This window comes from Chryseobacterium sp. WG14, from assembly GCF_024586945.1.
Lineage (GTDB): Bacteria > Bacteroidota > Bacteroidia > Flavobacteriales > Weeksellaceae > Chryseobacterium.
Genome location: NZ_JALCZD010000017.1, coordinates 67,033 through 85,599, shown reverse-complemented (window position 1 = coordinate 85,599; position 18,567 = coordinate 67,033). Strand labels below are relative to the sequence as shown.

Below are 18,567 nucleotides of genomic sequence, written 5' to 3'. Positions count from 1 at the left end.
CGGGTTATATTTAATGGTTAGGATATTTAACGGCTTTATCCAATTCTACCGGATTATTAAAAGACCTTATCTTTTCTCTTTCTCTTTTCTCGGCAGGTTTTAATTCTTCTTTGCCTAAGATCGTTCCATCATCCAGTAACAGCTTTTTTCCTTCCGGAATACTCAGTTTTCCGTTAAAAACATATTTAAAAGGGTCCTTATATAATTCTAATTTTAAGTGATCCAGTTTTTTATAATTTGTTTTTATCGCGTTAGTCTTGCGTGTTTTCAAGGTATGGCTTTGGTAATTATCCGCAATTTTCTCACTTTTAATCAGTTGAAAAAAATAATTTTTACGGGTATCGTATATTTCTATAATCAGCCCTGGTAACCCGTTAAATTTATAAGGTCCATAGGACAATGGGATTTCCGGAGTAAACCAGGCAATCCATTTTCTTCCACCAAAGTTCGTTTCTGCCTGTTGTACCTTTAACTCATTGATACGTTTTGTATGATCGGTAATTTTCCAATCAAGGGTAACAGCCTCTTCTATTTTATAAAAATTAACGTCTCCTATGTATTCATAATTTTCATACAAAGGATTATTGAGTTTTTTAGTAAAAAATGAAGTCAGTTTAAATCCTTTAAAACCATCTTTTCCGGTACTTGCGAATACAGAATCATTAATATAATCAATGCGGTTATAATACGTAAGGTCTTCTTTGGTAATATCTAAAATATAATTCTCTCTGGTCATATCCTGAGATGTTGAGTCTTTTTTGTAGTCGACTGCATAAATAAACCTGTCATTCTGGGCATGCAACCAGCATTGATTAACGAATAATACTAATGCAACAATCTTTTTCATAAATAATTAAAATGTTTAAAAAAATTTCACCCTGGTCAATAGTTTTTAATCCACAGGAGTACGACCTGATAATACTTTCTTTGAGTCACCTCTTGCTTTTCCGTCGTAAGATGTATTCCTTAAATTGAGTATGAAAGGCAATGATATGAATAAAATCCAGTATTTTTACAGATAATATAAAAAAAGAAAGAGGGCAGGTTCTCACATACTGACATCTACTCTCGTGATTAAGATCAGGAATGTTTCTTTCCTACTTTTTTTAAAGCACAATTATAATTAAAATGAAGATCGTTATACAAAGAGTTTCTGAAGCCCGTGTAAAAGTAGATGAGAAAACCGTTGGAGAAATCGGGAAAGGATTAATGCTTTTGGTAGGCATTGATGAAAATGATGAAAAAAAAGACGCCGACTGGCTTGTACAGAAAATCTTACATCTCAGGATTTTTGGTGATGAAGAAGACAAACTTAATCTTTCTGTAAAAGATATTTCAGGAGAAATCCTCTGCATCAGCCAGTTTACATTGATTGCAGATTATAAAAAAGGAAACCGTCCTTCTTTTATCAAAGCTGCAAAACCTGATAAAGCTATTCCTTTATTTGATTATTTTAAAGAAGAAGTAGCAAAATCAGGATTAAAAACGGAAAGCGGAATCTTTGGTGCCGATATGAAAGTTTCTCTGATCAACGATGGTCCTGTTACTATTGTTATGGATTCAATCACAAAAAACTAATGACCTTGATGAAAAGTAAACACCTGCCTATTATTTACGTGGCCATTACTGTTTTATTTGTTATTGAAATCATTTTAGGCTGGAAGCAATATAGTTTCGCTGGTTATTATACTGATAAAGTGATTAACTGGGCCTGGCTTGCGATGACTGTATTTATGATCATCAGATTTTGGAAGAGAAAAACTGCAAAAGCTTATTTTACACTGCTCGTTTCTGTCATTATTTTAAGCATACTTCCTATGATGATTCCTTTCTTTGGGATCGTCTATTATTTTTCAACAATCGATGATTATCAGCAGGTGGAACTTAATGATAGCTACAGAATTGAGAGAACAAGGCCCGGAGCTTTAAGCAAACCCCAAATTTATATTTACCAAAAAAAAGGTATCCTTGAAAAAAAAATCTACAAAACCCCGTATTTAGAAATTGTAGAACATGTTATTCAAAACCCTCTCAAACGTGAACCCGGTCAAAAAGATCCCCAGATTCAACAGGCAAAATTAATCAGCAGCAATAAAGACAGTATTGGAATTGAGTATCAGATTATGGATAAAAAGCACATCTTTTACCATAAAAATCAAGAAGATAATGAGTTTTATAACTGATCACATTATATCTGGAATCTGAGTAGTTTGCTTTGATTCACCAATCTAAAAAACACCTTTCAGTGACACTGGAAGGTATTTTTTTATCATATGATTTAATAAGTCCGGCTAAATATTTTATTACAGCCCAAAGAACCTAACCGTCTGTTTAAAAGGAAGCTCTCTCTTTAAATAAATTCACAATATTGTGATTTTGTTTAGATTTTATTATTATTTTTACTACAAACAAACTTAATTCACAACCATTTAACAAATATTTTATGAAAACAAAAATTAATCTTTTAGCATTACTGCTCTTCTGCTCTCTGTCTTTCGGTCAGCATTCTTCAGGCCGGAATACTGATCTTAATTCAAATATTTATGTATGTTTTTCAAAAGGTATCACCTCAGAGAAAGCGGCATTCGATCAAAATCCGGATTTGGAAAAATTCATCAGTGAAAATAAAATTTCATTTACTTATGATCTTGGCTTCAGTGATGCCAAACTGGATGAAATGGCAAAAAACAGCAGAATGAACGGTTTTTCCGGGGAGTCTGTGGAAAAACTGAAAAGGATTTTTAAAGCCGATGTCCCGGTTCAAAATGAAGACATGGCTAAAAAACTTATTCAGACACTTGAAAGATTTCCTGAAATAGAATATGTATCGGTCATGAGCAGTGAGCCTATTGAACCGCCATCCATTACTACATTTGCAATCACCCCTAATTTAGAAAGTCTGCAGACTTATCTGACCGACAATCCGGGAATCAACGCAACTTATGCATGGTCCAGGGGAATTACGGGGCAAAATATAAGGATCCGTGATGTTGAATATGGTTTTTACAAAACACACGAAATGCTGGCTAACCAAAACTCTATACAACTGGAACCCGGATACAGTCCCAATTCTGGTTTATCAAACAATAACTACCGTGATCACGGAACTGCGGTGGTAAGTATTTTAGGGTCTGTAAAAGACAATATCGGACTTTCCGGAGCTGCCTACAACGCCTCTGAGATAAAGGGATATATGGAATGGACTACTTTAGGCTACAACAGAGCTTCGGCAGTAAGCAGATCGATCAATGCTTCTCAGGCCGGTGATATTATTTTATATGAAATGCAGACAGGAGGAAAAGATAACCAATATTGTCCTGCAGAATATGACAGCGTTATCTGGGATCTTACAAAAGCGGCTACTGATTCCGGAATAATTATCATTGCGGCAGCAGGAAATGGTAATCAAAACCTTGATGATCCTTTCTATGCTACTTATTTGGCAAGAGGAAATAGTGGAGCCATTATTGTAGGAGCAGGTTCTCCCAACACTACCCATTCAAAACTAAGTTTTAGCACCTACGGAAACAGAGTGGATGTACAGGGCTGGGGAAGTAATGTTCTGGCGGCAGGATACGGTTCTTATCAAAAGTATGATAATGACAATAACAGGACTTATACTTATTTTAATGGAACGAGCTCGGCGACTCCGGTAGTAGCCTCCGCAGCAACGCTGATCCAGTCTTATTATTATCAGAATACAGGCCAGTACCTAAGCCCGGCTGCGATGAAAAACCTTTTAATCAGTACAGGAATTCCTCAAGGTGGCACAGTGGCCAACCAAAAAATAGGGCCTCTTCCTAATGTAAAAAATGCCATCTTACAATTGGAAGGTAGTCTTCCGGGCAAAATGAAAAGCCAGCTTCCTTTAGAAATTAAGATTTATCCTAATCCTGCAACAAGCTATATTGCAGTTCAAAGCAAAGAAATTGAGAACCTTGATTTTGAAATTATCAATATGAATGGACGAACTGTTAGCAAAGGTTCCATTGTTCCTGATGAAAAAATCAATATTTCACAACTTCCGCAGGGCCAGTATATCATCAACTTCAATGATGGCCAGCGAAGAGCCGTAGAGAAATTTTCAAAATTATAATAAGCAAAAACGTCTTTCAACTATTTGAAAGACGTTTTTTAATTTGTTTTTATACTCTTATTTTGCAGGAACGCTGCTGAAATTAAGAGCTACTTTTATGTTCATGTCTGAAGTGGTTTGATTTTTCAGCTCATAAACTGTTCTTACGGTAAGCCCTGAACTTTTTACTATTTCATCAAGAAATCCCGTATCATTCAAATCTAAATTTAAGCTGGATGAATTGGAGGATATATTGGAACGTGAAGCAATAAGCCTTTCATTAGATCCTGTAGAAGAAACATATATCTTAACGGACTTGAATGCGCTTAGATTACCTCCAGCAGGAGATATTACAGATACTTTGGCATCAGAAATCCTTACATCTTTAATCCTGGCATTATTATTTCCTCCAAACCACGTTTGTACGTTGGTAGCCGTTGCTGTAGAAGAAACTTCTTTATCGGCTGGCACCCCTGTAGAAACTAAAACATTCGTTGTGTATGGGAAGGTATTCTGAACCAGCGATTGTACGGTTCCGCAGCTTACAAGTACAGCTGAAGCAGCCATTGCGGTTAGAACTATATTTTTCATAATATTAAATTTAAACTTTAAAGTTTAGTTTGCAGAAATTGTACCAAATTGGTTGACCTTAGTCAATACTTACTGTAAAGTTTCCTTTTGTATTTCCTGAAGCCATATTACTTTTTCCAATAATCAGCCACACTTCTCCTTTCCCGGAAATTTCATGGGTAATTTCTCTTCCGAAAGGTCCGTCATAATCTCCGTTTGGAAGTTTAATCTGGTTAAAACGGATATTAAAATCTTTTTGTTTGGTGGTAATTACTGCCTTGATAGCAGGTTTCTCATAATTGGTAATCTTTAAGACCAGTTCCTGACCCTCTTTCGTAAATTCTTCTCCCAATGTAAAAGGAAGCTGGGAAGCATCTGCAGTTCTGATGATCTGTCCGTCTTTTTCACTTCTCATTACACCTTTACGCAGTACTTCTTTTGTAGCAGGCGCATTGTTAATGATTGAATCTTTTTTTCTCAATGCTGCAGAATCCGGCATTTCTGTTACCACCGCAGAATCTTTATCTGATATTGCCGGTACATTGGCTTCTTTTTTACAGGAGATAATAATCAATGGTATTAACAATAAGCTTTTTTTCATAATAATTAATTTTAAGAATGTCTGCAATCAGCATTCTGTTAGATATTGTCCATTGTAAATGCTAAAACTGTTCCAACTCTTATAGATTGTTTATATTTTCCGGCTGTACAATTCTTTCATTATTATTTTTCACAAGCTTAAACGTGAAGTACATGAAATTGAGCAAAACACCCATTAAAATGGTAACACCCCAGGTTTTTGTATATTCCAGAGGGTAAATAAATCTTACCACAATATCATTGAATAATCCAAAAGGATTATTGAGAATATCCCAGCTGTTCCATCTGAGAAATCTTCCCAGATAAACTCCGAAACTGCTCATAAAAAGGAAACTAATAACAATACCGTTGACCACAGTTCCCTGGCAATACTCTGAAAGCCGTTTTTCGATATCGTTGAGGCTTATAAAACCACAAACTAATCCTGTCCAGGCATATGAAAGGATAACAATAAGATCATACCATATAGGAATGGTACTTCTTACTTTTAAATGAAAAAGGTCGGTCAGAATATAGGGTGAGTTGGGGAAAAACAAGATCCACACTACTATAATCAATGATAATGAAATTTTACTTCTAATCGTAAAGGCGACGAGAAAGCTACTTAAAGCCAAAGGGATCCATGCAAGGAATAAATTCCAGTTCAGGAAAAAAAACACTTTAGTTTCACTGATATAATACCTGAAAACAGACAGGCTAAGACAAAATAAAGTCATGGATATGAGCAATAAGGTTATTTTAAACCTTGGAGATTCAGTGAGCTGTTTCATATTAAAATTATTCTATGGTTTGATAATAGATGATCTTTGAAAGAAAAGTTTTTGACTCTTCATTTTTAATCCTCTGCTCCAGCTTCTTTTTGAGCTTGATATCATTCTTTTCTTTTGCATATTTCCATAGTCCTTTCTCACTGAAATTTACAGAGTTAAAATGATAATTAACAGCAAAGTCTTTGCGTTTCATATTCTGAGAAGTAATAAAGCCACCCCAGTTGATAGAACTACAAACCAAAATTATCCCATAGATGTACCAAACCATAGTATTGAACAGAAAAGCATTCCTTTTTTTCTTCTGAATTTTAATATAGGTAAATGCCAGCCCGATCAGTGATAAAAGCAGAAAGGCAAAGACCCCCAATCTTTTATAAGTAAAGGCATAACTGACAATATATTCATAATTTTTCACTGCAGCTGACAATACCAGAACAGCATTCAGGAAGATCCATATTTTGGCTAAAACTTTCATCATACCAGCTTTGGGATCAAAATTAAAACCACCTTTAAAGTAAAACATGATCACCAAAATAGCCATGATAATGGACATGATAACAGCATTTACTCTCTCATGGGTTTCTTCTGAAAGCTGTACGGGAGTTTTGGTCACTTCATAAAACTGTTCGTAATTGTAGGTAATAATAAAAAAGACCAACAGTATATTAAGTAAAAGTAAAGACATCACTCCGCTTATCCTTTCAGAATTAAGGTCGAGAAAAGAATAGGTAGATTTCGGGACCTGGGAATCTTTCTGAAATTCGTCATTCAGGATATGATGGTTTTTATAGATCAGTCTTTCCACAGCATAATTCCAGTAATTAAAGGCTATAAAAAATCCTAACGCAGAAAGACAGAATATCTGCCAAAGGTTTATGTCCAGCTCATAGTCTGTAAAAAGAGCGGCAAAATGATCACTTCCTGCTGAGTAAACCCAAAAAAATACAGAGAGTAATACGAGGGGAATTAGGATAAAAGACAATATTTTCTGCCATAAGCCGGAAATATTCCTTTGAGGCAGCCATGCATCAAAACTGAAAAACCGGCAGAATGAGGTACAGCTGTTCACAATAAAGACAGGAATGAGGAAAAGTATTTTCATTGTTCTGTTCTTCGATTTATAGGACAGCAGTAAAAGTGAACTTACAACTGCCAGGAAAGACGGAAAATCTCCATACCATGCAAAAGCTATGCTTGAGAGAATACTTGCTCCGAACAGCAGATACAAAGTTCTGGTTTTATTTTTTTCTGCTGTTTTAAATAGAGTTAAGACGGCATATACTGTTCCCAGAATTCCGAGGTTCAGTCCCATGTCCTGATCATAAAATACAAAGACAAATAAGGCAGTTGTAAGAAATATATAATGATGTGTTTTCATAATAATAAATATTTAAGGATTAAAAAGTCATCAATAACTACAAGGATTCATAGACTACAAAGAAATATCCTATTGTAACCGGAATATTGATTAATAATAACAGCACAGCGTTTCCGGAACTTTTATTTTCAGCCGCATTGTTGGCATATTCTATCAATTCATACAGAAGGATAAGCAGGTTTACGACTGCTGCACCTACCACATAATAAAAGCCTGTTATAAGCAGAAAGTCTAGTCTTGTGAAAAGAAAGGATATGAGTAAAAAGGTCCCGCAAAGGAAGGATATAAGGAACGTTCGCCTTCCCAGCTGACTGAATATTCTGTTTTTCATAAGAATAATTTTTAATGAAGTACAACATGATCTTTCTGGTGAATAAAATCTTTCAGATGGTCAAAATTTTGCCAAAGCAGGCCTTCAAAGTCCCATGTATGGAAAGCTTTCATACGCTGTCCCTTCTTATAGGCTTTGATATAAATTTTCACATATTCCGGTAAAATAAATGTTCCCAATACGATTGCTGCCAAAAGATGGGCATTGAGTTTACCATTCCCCAACAAAAGGTACTGCATGGCGATTTCATCCTCGAAATTGGTTCCGCAACCGGTGATCAGGTGATGAACATCGTGGTTTTCCATTTTTGGGATCATTGAGAATCCGTACTTTTTATAGAATTCCCCAAGTTTTCTCCCTAAGGAATCTTCCTGAAATTCCAGCAGTTGTTTTTCTGTAAACTGCCACTGTCTTTTTTTCTTTTTAAAATATTTCCTGTATAGCTTTTGAGTTTTATCATACACAAAAAGCAGGAACTGAACGCGCATTTTTTTCATACTATGTTGTTTGTTTATTTTAAATGGGTAATTCCTATCATCGTATAAATAATGGCAATCGGTATATTGATCAGAAGGATGCCGACAGATTGAAAACACGTTGTACGTTTAGCTTTTCTGATCGCTCCATAGATCAATAATCCAGATACGATCATGAGGTTGACAACGGTTCCATACACCAGCAACAAGAATCCTGAATCGGCAAACCAAAAATTTTTCGTTATCAGATATCCAAACAGGCAGGTATTTCCTGCCAGAAAAGACAGTCCGAATCCAGCTTTGCCGAGTTTTAAAATGTTTTGATCTTTCATTATTTATCCTAAATTAAATTTTAATACAAAGAACTTTGGATTACAAAGTATAATTTCAAAAAAATATAGGATCATCGTCCCAATAATTTTTCCAGTGCGTCCAGATGTTCGGTAAAAGCCTGTCTCCCACTTTGTGTAACACGGTAAGATGTTTTTGGTTTCTTTCCCACAAATTCTTTTTTCACTTCAATATAACCGTTTTTCTCCAAGGCACTGCTATGGCTGGCCAGGTTACCGTCTGTAATCTCCAGTATCCCTTTCATTTCAGAAAAATCAACCCAGTCATTAACCATAAGAACAGACATAATGCCCAATCTTACACGACTTTCAAATTCTTTGTTGAGTTGATTTATTTTTATCATAATAAATAGATTGCAGATGCATTCGACGAACTGCAAATTTAGTTTTTATTTATATTTTTTATGCATAATAAGGCCATACACAATATGCAGAACTCCAAAACCAACAGACCAGAAAACTAATCCCCAACCGAGAAAAAATAATGAAAACAACCCTAAGATGATTTCGCAATATCCAAGGTATTTTACATCAGTCAAAGTATATCTTTCTGCACTTACCAACGCCAAACCATAAAAGATCAGGGTAGTAGGGGCAATCCAGACAAAAAGGTGGTGAAAAAGCAGTGCTAAACAGAAAACCCCACCAGCCAATAATGGCACTGCAAAAGTAATCAAAAGCCTTTTGGTAGTGGCATCCCAAATCTTCAGTCCCTTCTTTTTGCTTTTATGAGCTGTAAAAATATAGCCACTAAAAACTGCTGCCAATAAAATTATGGTTCCAATAAGGGTCAATTCTTTAACTAATGCCGGAGCAAAAAAGTTTCTCTCCCCCTGAAAGTAATCAATTCCTTCTCTTTTAAAAACAAAGTATACATATGTTGCCCCAATAAGAGCTGTAAACCCAGCAACAACACCAGAAAGTCCACTTAGTGAAATGAATCTGGAAGACCGCTCCATCATGGAACGGATATGAGATAAGTCTTCGTGATAGTTTTTTGTCTCCATAAAAGAACTTTGAATTACAAAGTTATAATTTATTTTGAATGTGCAAAATATTTTTAAAAATTTAATCGCTTTTTCTCACCGGGTCTTTTAATGTCTTATCTTTAAGAAAGCTGAGATAAGTGCTAATATTATTGAACCTTATGGAAAAAATACTAGTTGATTATTCACAAATTCATTTACAAGAGAATATTCCCTTACATGAGGAAGAGATCAACAATATTGCCACTCAGAAAAAAGATTTTTTCAAAAATACTCCAGCTTCCCTATTAGTAGCGCTCATTATCATGGTACTTATTGCCTGCTACTTTTTGCAGAATGATTTTAAGAATTTCAAATACTACCATTATCTTTTATTTATCGGTATCGTATTGGCATTGTACGCATTCTTCTATTTCCTGATATGGCTGACCTATAAGTATTATCTACGAAACTGGAAAAAAGATATTGAAACTGGAAAAAATCAACTGACCAGTATTGTTATTTCCCGTCACAAAACTGAAAATGATGAATACATGATGACCTTTGCAGGACGTAGCCAACATGAGAAAATAAGGCTTCCCGCTGAAAAAGAAGATTACTACCGCTATGAAACAGGAACAAAAGTAGTCGTAAGCTATTTAAAATACAGCAAAGTAATACTCTCCATTCATGAGCTGGATACATAATAAAACCGAAATACAAATTCATGGCGAAAAAAAACCACTGAATTAATCAGTGGCTTTTGGTTTTGCTTATCTATTTTGCTCTTAACCTTTCTTTAATGCTTTCTATATTTTTCTTTGCGGAATCTTCCAAGATAAGGCTTGCGCTCATATGGATTCTTGCCGGCATCAATTCATTGAAATGATCTGTTCCTTCCCAGGAAACTTTTTTGATTAATCCTAAGGCATCGCTGCTCCTTGAAGCTAGGGTCTGTAAGAATTTCTCAAGCTTTTCATCCATTTCCTGAATCGTATCTGACACAGAATGATAAACATTATGCTGTTCTGCCCATTCTGCTGATCTGAAATCTGCATCAATCGCCATAGCAGAGAACTGTGATTTTCCTATTTTTCTTTCCACATATGGGCCTATTACAAATGGGCCTATTCCCAGATTAACTTCAGTAAGTGCCAATGCAGAATCTTTTGTGGCAAAGCAATAATCTGCTCCGCAAGCAATTCCTACTCCTCCGCCTGTTGTTTTTCCCTGAACTCTTACCACCACAATTTTACCACAGTTTCTCATTGCATTTAAAACCTTAGCAAACCCTCCAAAAAACTTTGTAGAAGCTTCCAGTTCTTCAATAGCCAATAATTCATCAAAGCTTGCTCCTGCACAAAATGCTTTTTCACCTTCACTCTTCACTACAATTGCTTTTACCTCATCTTTTGCCGCTTCATCTAAGATCGTTTGAGCCAGTTTTTCTAAAATGGCACCGGGAAGTGAGTTACTTTTTGGAGTTCCGAATGTAATTTCGGCAATATTGTTTTTAATTTCTGACGCTACAAATTCGTTCATTTTTACTTTTATTGGATTCTTACAAAAATACTAAATAGAAGGCTTTTAACGAAAATTAAATGACAGAAATTACGTATTAATGATCATTTCAAATTATTCTGCTTCCCTGGTAAACCAAAACAAATTACGTATAAATACGTACTGTGAAATTTGGTATTTTCTACTCTAGTCTTGCCTTATCATTAATTGTTCCTTTGGCTTAGAAAATAAACAATCAATGGCCGAATCCGAAAAGCCAGGAAGAGAGTAGGAAATTTAAAATTGAAAAACTATTATTATGGAAGAATACATGGGAATTGTAAAATTATTTGCAGGAAGTTTTGTACCTAGAGGCTGGATGCTTTGTGACGGCAGGCTTCTGAGTATTGCTCAGAATTCAGCGCTGTTTTCTCTGTTAGGAACCATATATGGCGGTGATGGTGTTACCTCTTTTGCACTGCCCAATTTAATTGGACGTATGGCTTTAGGAGCAGGATCACAGACTGGAAAATCATACCCGGTAGGGATTGTTTCGGGAACTGATAAAAATACGATCTTAGCACAGAATTTACCTAGTATTGGAAGCGGATTTCAATTAAAGATATCGAATGCTAATGCAACTACCTCTACTCCATCCATTAGCACATCCATTGCAGTAACAGGAAATCAGATAGGAAGAGATTTCACTGCTGTACCAAGTTTTGTACAGGCAGAACCCAATACAACAATTGACCCAAGAGCAATTTCATTTACAGGGCAAAACCTTCCGATGAATAATATGCCTCCTTATTTAGGACTTAACTATATCATCTGTGTAGAGGGGATTTATCCTCCCCGAGATTAATCTCATTAAAACCTAAATCATGAAAAGAACTATCTTTTTTATCATCTGCTGTCTGTTCACTTCTCTATTGTCTTTCGGACAGACAAGCACAGAAACATTTGAAACAGAATCACACGGAAGCTCCAGTTTCATTGATAACGGCGTGATTTTTAATCTCATTTCCCATATAGGAATTTTTGATGTTCAAGCCAATTATCCTTCAACAGGCTGGAACGGCACCAGTATTGACAACAAATATATTGATAACTCTAATGATACTGCTTCACCACCATCATTCAGTATTAAAACAACCTCCAATTTATTTAAAGTAAACAGGTTCTGGATGTATCTTTCAAAATTAAACCTGGATCTCAATGCAGCAGGAACCCTTACAGTCGCAGGAAAATTGAGTGGAGTAACAAAATTTATCCAAACTAAAACGACAGGGTTTGCTACTTCTATGGTTCCTTCAAACGGATATACATTGATTGATCTTACCAATCTGAATGGGCAAAATTACAGTAATATTATCATTGATGAACTTCAAATTACCCTGGGAGGTGAATTCAGATATGCAGGTTTTGATGCTTTTACCTGGGTAAAAGATTCTGGCATAGTACTAAGTACGGCAGAAACTAAAACCGCCAAACAAAAGATGACCATTTATCCTAATCCTACCAACGGTCCGCTTACGATATATGCAGGGAAAGCTACCGATGCCCAGGTTTATAGTGCAGACGGAAAACTGGTAAAAACACTTCCGATAAGTAAAGGAGCTAACGACATCAATATTTCAGAGCTTCCAAAAGGAACCTATTTTATAAAAACATCCACAGAAAGCACTAAAATCATTAAAAACTAACAGTTCAGACACAGTCATCCCCCGATAAAGATTCTAATACATGAATGACAATCCCTTGATCAAAACTGATTGAGGGATTTTTACTTTTTCAGAGCCAGGATATATTTGTCAATATACAATTGTTTCTCTTTTGATTTATATTGTTGGATATACCTGGGATGTTCAAGGACGGTCATTGTATCAAACAGCTTTTCTTCTTTATTTAATTTTGAAATAAACTCAGCATTCTTTTTTCCTAAAACAAAAACTTCTGAGGTATCCAGGTTCAGACTGATATGTTTTTTCAATGAATCAATCATAAAGTCTTTGACTGCTTCAAACAGTTTTTTATCATCATAATAATTGGCATTAACCCATCCATTTTTTGCCTTTTTTACGATAGCCAGAGGAAATGGGGAATTGATATAAATATCTTTATAGAATAGATCTGCTCCACCATAGTTTTCAATCATATCATATATAAAAACAGAAGATACTTCATGAGTGCGGGCCGATTTCATTTTTATACCACATACAGCTTCCAGTCTTTTGGTATCTGTAAACGGAACCCCCGTTACCCCTGCGCCGTGACGGCTGGGATTAATCCCTATGATAAACTTTCTTTTATCGGAATCATTATAGTACTTGTGATAAAACTTTTGCATGACCTCTATTGTTTCCGGATTATCAAGATACGGATTCAAAGCTTCAAAACCTTCCGGAAGCTCTCCGGAAAAAGTAAGGTGTTCATTGAATGTAATAACCAGATCAGCAAAAGTTTTATTCATTGTGAAATTATTTTAAAAACACGAAATTATCCGGCTGATCTGAAATTTCATCTTCGTCATCATCGTCCTCTTCTACTTCGGATAATTCCATTTCGATATCAATAAAATGAATATAAAGACTGCAGATTTCTTCGTTAGCATCATATCCAAAGTATACAGGATATACCCCATCTCCCAAACCACTTGCAAATATTGGAATATGATATTCTGTCTCCGGTACTTTCCAATTGATCCAATCTCCTAAATCTCTCTGATTTGTTGGATTTTCTTTGTAGTTTTTAGCAAAAAGTTCTGCGAAATAATCATCATAAATATTCTCTACATCGAGTTCTGAAATAAACTGATCCACATAAGGTACTATCTGTGTATCTGTAATACATGCCAACCCCGCGTCTACTACAAAGCCAAAATAATCTTCTTCTTCAGAATCCCCAAGTTCTTCTTCACCTATTAATGCCTCTCTGTATACAACAGCCTTTTCTTTTGTAAATTCTACTTTTACGGCAGCATAACGGTTTCCCCAATCTTCTAATTTTGCCACAGCAATCTTAACGGGAAAATTACCTTTGGGTACATCAACAAAATAGGGTTTTTCCCTTGTATTTAAATAGACTAAAGGATCTCTTACAATTACTTTTCCGGAAGGCAGGGAAACATTTCCTATTTCCATCACTTCCATTTTCTGATCCATAATTTCATCAGCAGTAAAATAGGTTTCAATATCTACAGGGGATATAAGTCTATCTTTTACCTCTTCCCATTTTTGCATCCATGCCTCATTCATAATTTTATGTTTATAGTTGTATTAAAATTTAAAAATACTTTTTTATGTAAAGCCTGTTTAAACTAATTAGAAATTGAATCACAAAAGCTGAGTAAAACACTATAAACACTTTAGTTTATTTTAAGTTTAAACTGATTGAAAATAAAAAGTACACTTAAGCAAAAAATCTTTGATTTTTTTAAAACTTACGTGAGCTTATTTTCACAGCTTTATTAAGCTTAAGTGTTCAAGAAACTTTGTGACTTTTGACTACGTCCAATCTTCGATTTGTGGTTAAAATAAAAAGTGTAAACAAGTTCGTAATCAATTGTCAAAATCATCTTCATCTTTCAGTCCTTTAATAAAGGTCTCAAAATCTTTAGCCAGAAATGTTTTCCTGTAATCATCTTCCTGATCAACATGTACCACTTCCGGTTCCCCGGTTTTTCCACATTTTGTATAATCGAGAAGAATCATATCATGGCCTGCTGAAGGGCAATCTCCAATATAAACTCCATCATCAGGATAACCCCATTCTTCCATCATAAACCGACTTCCCAGTTCTCCACAAACAGAATAGGTCTTTTCTCTTCCAATCCCCATAATTCCGGTAACAGCAATATGATCATCAGCCCAGGAATTAGGTTCTGTGGTGGGAAAGCAACATCTGTCTACCATTCCTCCATTCTGAATTTTCATCAATTCGATATATGAAGCAGGAAGTTTATATCCCAGTTCTTCTTCTATTGAAGCTATCATTTCGTCTTTGGGAAAATCTTCGATATAATCTCTTTGTGAATAAGTACTTTGATCCCAGAAGCCTGTAAAGTCAAAGTCCTTGAAAAATTGTAATTCCATATTGTTTCAATAAGTGATATTGTAATATAAAGGTAAGTATTATCCGTGTAAAGTTTTAAGCCTTCACGGATAAAAACTAAAACTCTTCTTTAAGGTTAATTGTCCTTTGATGGGACAGCTTAAAATTTTCTACACCATCAAATAATTCAATAACCTCATCTCTTTTTAAAAGAGTGCGCGACGTACTCAAAATGGATTGATAAGAGGAAAAATTATATTTTGAAAACTGATGCACGATAGAGTGATTTTGCGGATTTTGATGAATATAAATTATCATATTAATTAAATATTTATCCGAAGTAATCAATTTCCTTTTAAATGGAGATTCAATAAGAGCGCCATGTCTTTTGTATTCCTTATTAAAAGATTGGGAGTAAGAATTGAAAAGTCGGGCAAATTGTTTTGAGAAAATATTCTGGGGAGAATGAAGTCCTGTTTGAGTAGCCTTGTCAAGGTTTTGAACCTTGACAAGGCTACTCAATTCAAGATCAGATTTAATCTTAACTAAAAGATGAAAATGATTAGGCATAAGGCAATATGCATATACATCACAGGTGGGAATAAGAAATTCAACTACTTTATTCAAAAAGAATGAATAATTTCGATCAGATTTAAAAATATTTTCTCCGTTAATACCACGATTATAAATATGGTAAAAACAGTCTGCTTCAATTGGAGTAGTTCTGATATCTGCCATCTTTGTGTTTTTAATTTAATCTTAGAAAGATAAAAAAAACTTTTAAATTTAACCGTGTCAAGGTTTTGAACCTTGACACGGTTAAAAAAATCCCTTTAAGTAAAAACCTAAAGGGACTATAAATTTATATTTTGAATTAAATTAATCCGAACTGCTCAAAATGATGGGTAAAATGTTTTTTATGCATCAGTTCCCACATTTCCCTGTTCAGCTTACCAAACACAAAATTCAGATGTTCTGCCTGGGGATTTTCTTTGTAGTAGATCACAAATCGCTTCAGGTTATCAATGAATGACTGTTTTGCTGCATCCAGATTCTTATGTGTGAGCGCCGGAAGTGAGCCATTCTGTGGTAAGAACGGAGCAATAAATTCTTTCGGCATTTTTCTGTGGTTGTAAAGAGAGTCCTGGTATTTTTCAATATTCTCCTCCGGAGTGAAGCATTTTTCAGCTTCCGGTTCTCCAAGACTTACTAAAATTCCGTGTTCCAAATGCTCAATCATCTGTTGTGGAGACATTTTTCCCCATTGAGACGGAGTATTTTCGGTTAAGCCATTCAGTATTTTCTGAACATTTTTCACATTAAGATCAATGAAAGGAGATTGTTTCGCTACTAATGTTAAAATTGTAGCTACACATACGATCTCATCTCTTTGGTTTACCACCTCAACCAGCCATTTAACAACTCCTGAAGGAATGTTTCTGCCTTTTACTCCTCTGTTGATTTTTTCTTTTGCTGTTAGGTAAACAGTAATGGTATCACCAGCATATACAGGTTTAAAGAAACTGCATTCTTCTAATCCGTAGTTGGCAATAACAGGTCCTTTTTTACCGGAAACAAACAATCCTGCTGCTGCTGAAAGGATGAAATATCCATGGGCAACAGTTTTATCAAAAATAGTTCCTGTTAAGCTCGTAGCATCCGTATGAGCATAGAAGTGATCCCATGAAACATTGGAGAAGTTAACGATATCTGCATCGGTAACGGTTCTGCCAGCTGTTTCTAGAGAATCTCCCACTTCAACTTCTTCAAAATATTTCTGGAAAGGATGTTTGTCTGAGAATTTCTTCTCAGCACCCTGCTGATAAATCTTGGTAATTGCTTTCAGTACATCCGGAGATCCCTGAATTGCTGTTTTCTGCAAGAAGAAATGAAGACCGCTCAAACCTCCCATTTCCTCACCTCCGCCTGCTCTGCCAGGCCCTCCGTGCATCAGCGTAGGAAGTGGTGAACCGTGCCCTGTGCTTTCTTTAGCATTATCTCTGTTCAGGACAAAGATTCTTCCGTGTTGGGAAGCCATTTTCCATGACGTTTCTGCAATAAAGTTCTCATCATGAGAAATGATGGATCCCACTAAACTTCCTTTTCCTCTCTTTGCCAGTGCAGCGGCTTCTTCAGCATCTTTATACGGCATTAATGTAGATACCGGCCCGAAAGCTTCTACATCATGAGAGATATTTTTTTCAAAAGGCTTATCATTCAGGAATAGTTTAGGACTCATAAATGCTCCGTTTTCATAGTCTGCATCTACCAGTTCATGCTTTCCGTCATACACAAGCTCTGTTTCTGTTTTTAAAATATTTACTTTTCTTACTACTTCTTCGTATTGCTGTCTTCCCACCAAAGAACCCATTTTGGTATCTCTGCTTAAGGGATTTCCTATTTTTGTCTGATCCAAAGCTTTAGACAAAGCATTCTGAACATCACCGATTAAATGTTCCGGAACAATAATTCTTCTGATAGCCGTACATTTCTGTCCTGCTTTCGTGGTCATTTCGTTACGAACTTCTTTGATAAACAAATCAAATTCAGGAGTTCCCGGCTTTGCTTCCAATCCAAGGATTGAACAGTTCAGAGAATCCGCCTCCATATTGAAACGTACTGCATTCCCAGCGATAGAAGGCATTGATTTTAATTTTCGGCCTGTATGAGCTGAACCTGTAAATAATACAGAGTCTCCGTCTTTAATATAGTCCAGGATATTTCCAGGTTCCCCACATACCAACTGAACGGCTCCTTCAGGAAGCACTCCACTCTCAATCATATCCTGAAAAACAGCATTTGTCAAATAAGAACCAAAAGGAGAAGGTTTTACAATAGAAGGAACACCCGCCAATAATGATGTTGATAGTTTCTCCAGCATTCCCCAAACAGGAAAGTTATAGGCATTGATCTGTACTGAAACCCCTTCACTTGGAGTCAGAATATGAGTTCCTAAGAAAGTTCCGTTTGCTGAAATTTTCTGTGTATCTCCGTCTACCCAAAACGGAGTATTGGGTAGCATTCTTTTTGCCAGTCCCGAATAGGTAAAGAAGGTACCGAAACCTCCTTCAATATCTACCCATGAATCTACATGCGTAGCTCCTGTTTTATATGATAATTCGTAATATTTTTTCTTTCTTTCCAACAGATACAACGCTACTTTTTTCAGCATTTCCCCACGATCATAGAAAGTCATGGAAGAAAGGTTTTTGTATCCTACTGTTCTTCCATAATCAAGAGCCTGTTCAAAATTAAGTCCTTCCGTATCTGAAACAGCTACCTGCTCTCCTGTAACGGCATTGTATAAAGGGATGCCGTTTCCGGATCCTTCTACCCATTCTCCGTAGATATAGTTTTTTAGTTTTTCCATATTTATTTTTACTTTATTTTTTGCTTCTGTTGAAACCTTATAGGTTTTAAAAACCTATAAGGTTTGAGTCCGTACATATATGATTAAAATATCAATACTAAAAGCCATTATTTTAGAATTTTGATCAAT

The 18,567-nt window shown here is 35.6% G+C and carries 22 protein-coding genes; 6 read left to right on the top strand and 16 right to left on the bottom strand.

Features of this window, described 5'->3' with window-relative positions; all coding sequences use genetic code 11:
* Positions 1-10: 10 nt before the first annotated feature.
* A complete protein-coding gene (locus MP478_RS21225) occupies positions 11-847 on the bottom strand; it encodes a GLPGLI family protein (protein WP_257201587.1) in 837 nt (278 codons plus the stop codon).
* A 281-nt stretch (positions 848-1,128) separates the two neighbouring features.
* On the opposite strand from MP478_RS21225, the gene dtd reads away from it, so the two are divergent.
* The 3 genes from dtd to MP478_RS21210 all read left to right on the top strand — a co-directional run bounded on the left by dtd (position 1,129) and on the right by MP478_RS21210 (position 4,096).
* The gene (gene dtd / locus MP478_RS21220; protein ID WP_257201586.1) at positions 1,129-1,578 is read left to right on the top strand and encodes a D-aminoacyl-tRNA deacylase; all 450 of its coding nucleotides are present in this window, start codon (positions 1,129-1,131) and stop codon (positions 1,576-1,578) included.
* Positions 1,579-1,586: 8 nt separating this feature from the next.
* Positions 1,587-2,183 carry a hypothetical protein gene (locus tag MP478_RS21215; protein WP_257201585.1) on the top strand — a complete coding sequence of 199 codons (597 nt, stop codon included), beginning with the start codon at positions 1,587-1,589 and terminating at the stop codon, positions 2,181-2,183.
* Positions 2,184-2,443: 260 nt separating this feature from the next.
* Positions 2,444-4,096, top strand: a complete 1,653-nt coding sequence (locus MP478_RS21210; protein WP_257201584.1) for a S8 family peptidase — start codon at positions 2,444-2,446, stop codon at positions 4,094-4,096.
* Positions 4,097-4,153: 57 nt separating this feature from the next.
* On the opposite strand, the gene MP478_RS21205 is transcribed toward MP478_RS21210, so the two are convergent.
* From MP478_RS21205 to MP478_RS21165, 9 genes are all read right to left on the bottom strand, one after another.
* Positions 4,154-4,666 carry a hypothetical protein gene (locus MP478_RS21205; RefSeq protein WP_230041074.1) on the bottom strand — a complete coding sequence of 171 codons (513 nt, stop codon included), beginning with the start codon at positions 4,664-4,666 and terminating at the stop codon, positions 4,154-4,156.
* A 58-nt stretch (positions 4,667-4,724) separates the two neighbouring features.
* The gene (locus MP478_RS21200; RefSeq protein WP_257201583.1) at positions 4,725-5,246 is read right to left on the bottom strand and encodes a hypothetical protein; all 522 of its coding nucleotides are present in this window, start codon (positions 5,244-5,246) and stop codon (positions 4,725-4,727) included.
* A 79-nt stretch (positions 5,247-5,325) separates the two neighbouring features.
* A complete protein-coding gene (locus MP478_RS21195) occupies positions 5,326-6,015 on the bottom strand; it encodes a DUF1361 domain-containing protein (RefSeq protein ID WP_257201582.1) in 690 nt (229 codons plus the stop codon).
* Between the two features lie 7 nt (positions 6,016-6,022).
* Positions 6,023-7,393: a DUF4173 domain-containing protein gene (locus tag MP478_RS21190; RefSeq protein WP_257201581.1), complete on the bottom strand. Its 1,371-nt coding sequence runs from the start codon at positions 7,391-7,393 to the stop codon at positions 6,023-6,025.
* A 37-nt stretch (positions 7,394-7,430) separates the two neighbouring features.
* Positions 7,431-7,724: a hypothetical protein gene (locus tag MP478_RS21185; protein WP_230041078.1), complete on the bottom strand. Its 294-nt coding sequence runs from the start codon at positions 7,722-7,724 to the stop codon at positions 7,431-7,433.
* 11 nt (positions 7,725-7,735) lie between these two features.
* On the bottom strand, positions 7,736-8,221 hold the full coding sequence (locus tag MP478_RS21180) for a ubiquinone biosynthesis protein COQ4 (RefSeq protein WP_230041079.1): 486 nt from the start codon (positions 8,219-8,221) through the stop codon (positions 7,736-7,738).
* A gap of 14 nt (positions 8,222-8,235) precedes the next feature.
* On the bottom strand, positions 8,236-8,532 hold the full coding sequence (locus MP478_RS21175; protein WP_230041080.1) for a hypothetical protein: 297 nt from the start codon (positions 8,530-8,532) through the stop codon (positions 8,236-8,238).
* Positions 8,533-8,603: 71 nt separating this feature from the next.
* On the bottom strand, positions 8,604-8,894 hold the full coding sequence (locus tag MP478_RS21170; protein WP_257201580.1) for a transcriptional regulator: 291 nt from the start codon (positions 8,892-8,894) through the stop codon (positions 8,604-8,606).
* A gap of 45 nt (positions 8,895-8,939) precedes the next feature.
* Positions 8,940-9,557 (bottom strand): hypothetical protein, encoded by a 618-nt coding sequence (locus MP478_RS21165; protein ID WP_257191998.1) that lies wholly within the window; start codon positions 9,555-9,557, stop codon positions 8,940-8,942.
* A 140-nt stretch (positions 9,558-9,697) separates the two neighbouring features.
* Between MP478_RS21165 and MP478_RS21160 the strand changes: the two genes are divergently transcribed.
* On the top strand, positions 9,698-10,222 hold the full coding sequence (locus tag MP478_RS21160) for a hypothetical protein (RefSeq protein WP_257201579.1): 525 nt from the start codon (positions 9,698-9,700) through the stop codon (positions 10,220-10,222).
* A 70-nt stretch (positions 10,223-10,292) separates the two neighbouring features.
* Here MP478_RS21160 and MP478_RS21155 read toward each other — a convergent pair whose 3' ends face one another.
* The gene (locus MP478_RS21155) at positions 10,293-11,057 is read right to left on the bottom strand and encodes an enoyl-CoA hydratase/isomerase family protein (RefSeq protein WP_257201578.1); all 765 of its coding nucleotides are present in this window, start codon (positions 11,055-11,057) and stop codon (positions 10,293-10,295) included.
* A 277-nt stretch (positions 11,058-11,334) separates the two neighbouring features.
* Here MP478_RS21155 and MP478_RS21150 point away from each other — a divergent pair, with 277 nt between their 5' ends.
* The gene (locus MP478_RS21150; protein ID WP_257191996.1) at positions 11,335-11,880 is read left to right on the top strand and encodes a phage tail protein; all 546 of its coding nucleotides are present in this window, start codon (positions 11,335-11,337) and stop codon (positions 11,878-11,880) included.
* Positions 11,881-11,899: 19 nt separating this feature from the next.
* Complete coding sequence (locus MP478_RS21145; protein WP_257191995.1) at positions 11,900-12,721, top strand: T9SS type A sorting domain-containing protein; 822 nt, start codon at positions 11,900-11,902, stop codon at positions 12,719-12,721.
* Positions 12,722-12,801: 80 nt separating this feature from the next.
* On the opposite strand, the gene MP478_RS21140 is transcribed toward MP478_RS21145, so the two are convergent.
* The 5 genes from MP478_RS21140 to paaZ form a co-directional block, all read right to left on the bottom strand.
* Positions 12,802-13,488 carry an SMUG2 DNA glycosylase family protein gene (locus tag MP478_RS21140; RefSeq protein WP_257201577.1) on the bottom strand — a complete coding sequence of 229 codons (687 nt, stop codon included), beginning with the start codon at positions 13,486-13,488 and terminating at the stop codon, positions 12,802-12,804.
* A 7-nt stretch (positions 13,489-13,495) separates the two neighbouring features.
* Complete coding sequence (locus tag MP478_RS21135; RefSeq protein ID WP_257191993.1) at positions 13,496-14,272, bottom strand: DUF4241 domain-containing protein; 777 nt, start codon at positions 14,270-14,272, stop codon at positions 13,496-13,498.
* 303 nt (positions 14,273-14,575) lie between these two features.
* Positions 14,576-15,109, bottom strand: a complete 534-nt coding sequence (locus tag MP478_RS21130; RefSeq protein WP_257201576.1) for an SMI1/KNR4 family protein — start codon at positions 15,107-15,109, stop codon at positions 14,576-14,578.
* Positions 15,110-15,185: 76 nt separating this feature from the next.
* Positions 15,186-15,806 carry a transposase gene (locus MP478_RS21125; RefSeq protein ID WP_257201575.1) on the bottom strand — a complete coding sequence of 207 codons (621 nt, stop codon included), beginning with the start codon at positions 15,804-15,806 and terminating at the stop codon, positions 15,186-15,188.
* Between the two features lie 136 nt (positions 15,807-15,942).
* Positions 15,943-18,438, bottom strand: a complete 2,496-nt coding sequence (gene paaZ / locus MP478_RS21120; RefSeq protein WP_257201574.1) for a phenylacetic acid degradation bifunctional protein PaaZ — start codon at positions 18,436-18,438, stop codon at positions 15,943-15,945.
* Positions 18,439-18,567 lie beyond the last annotated feature (129 nt).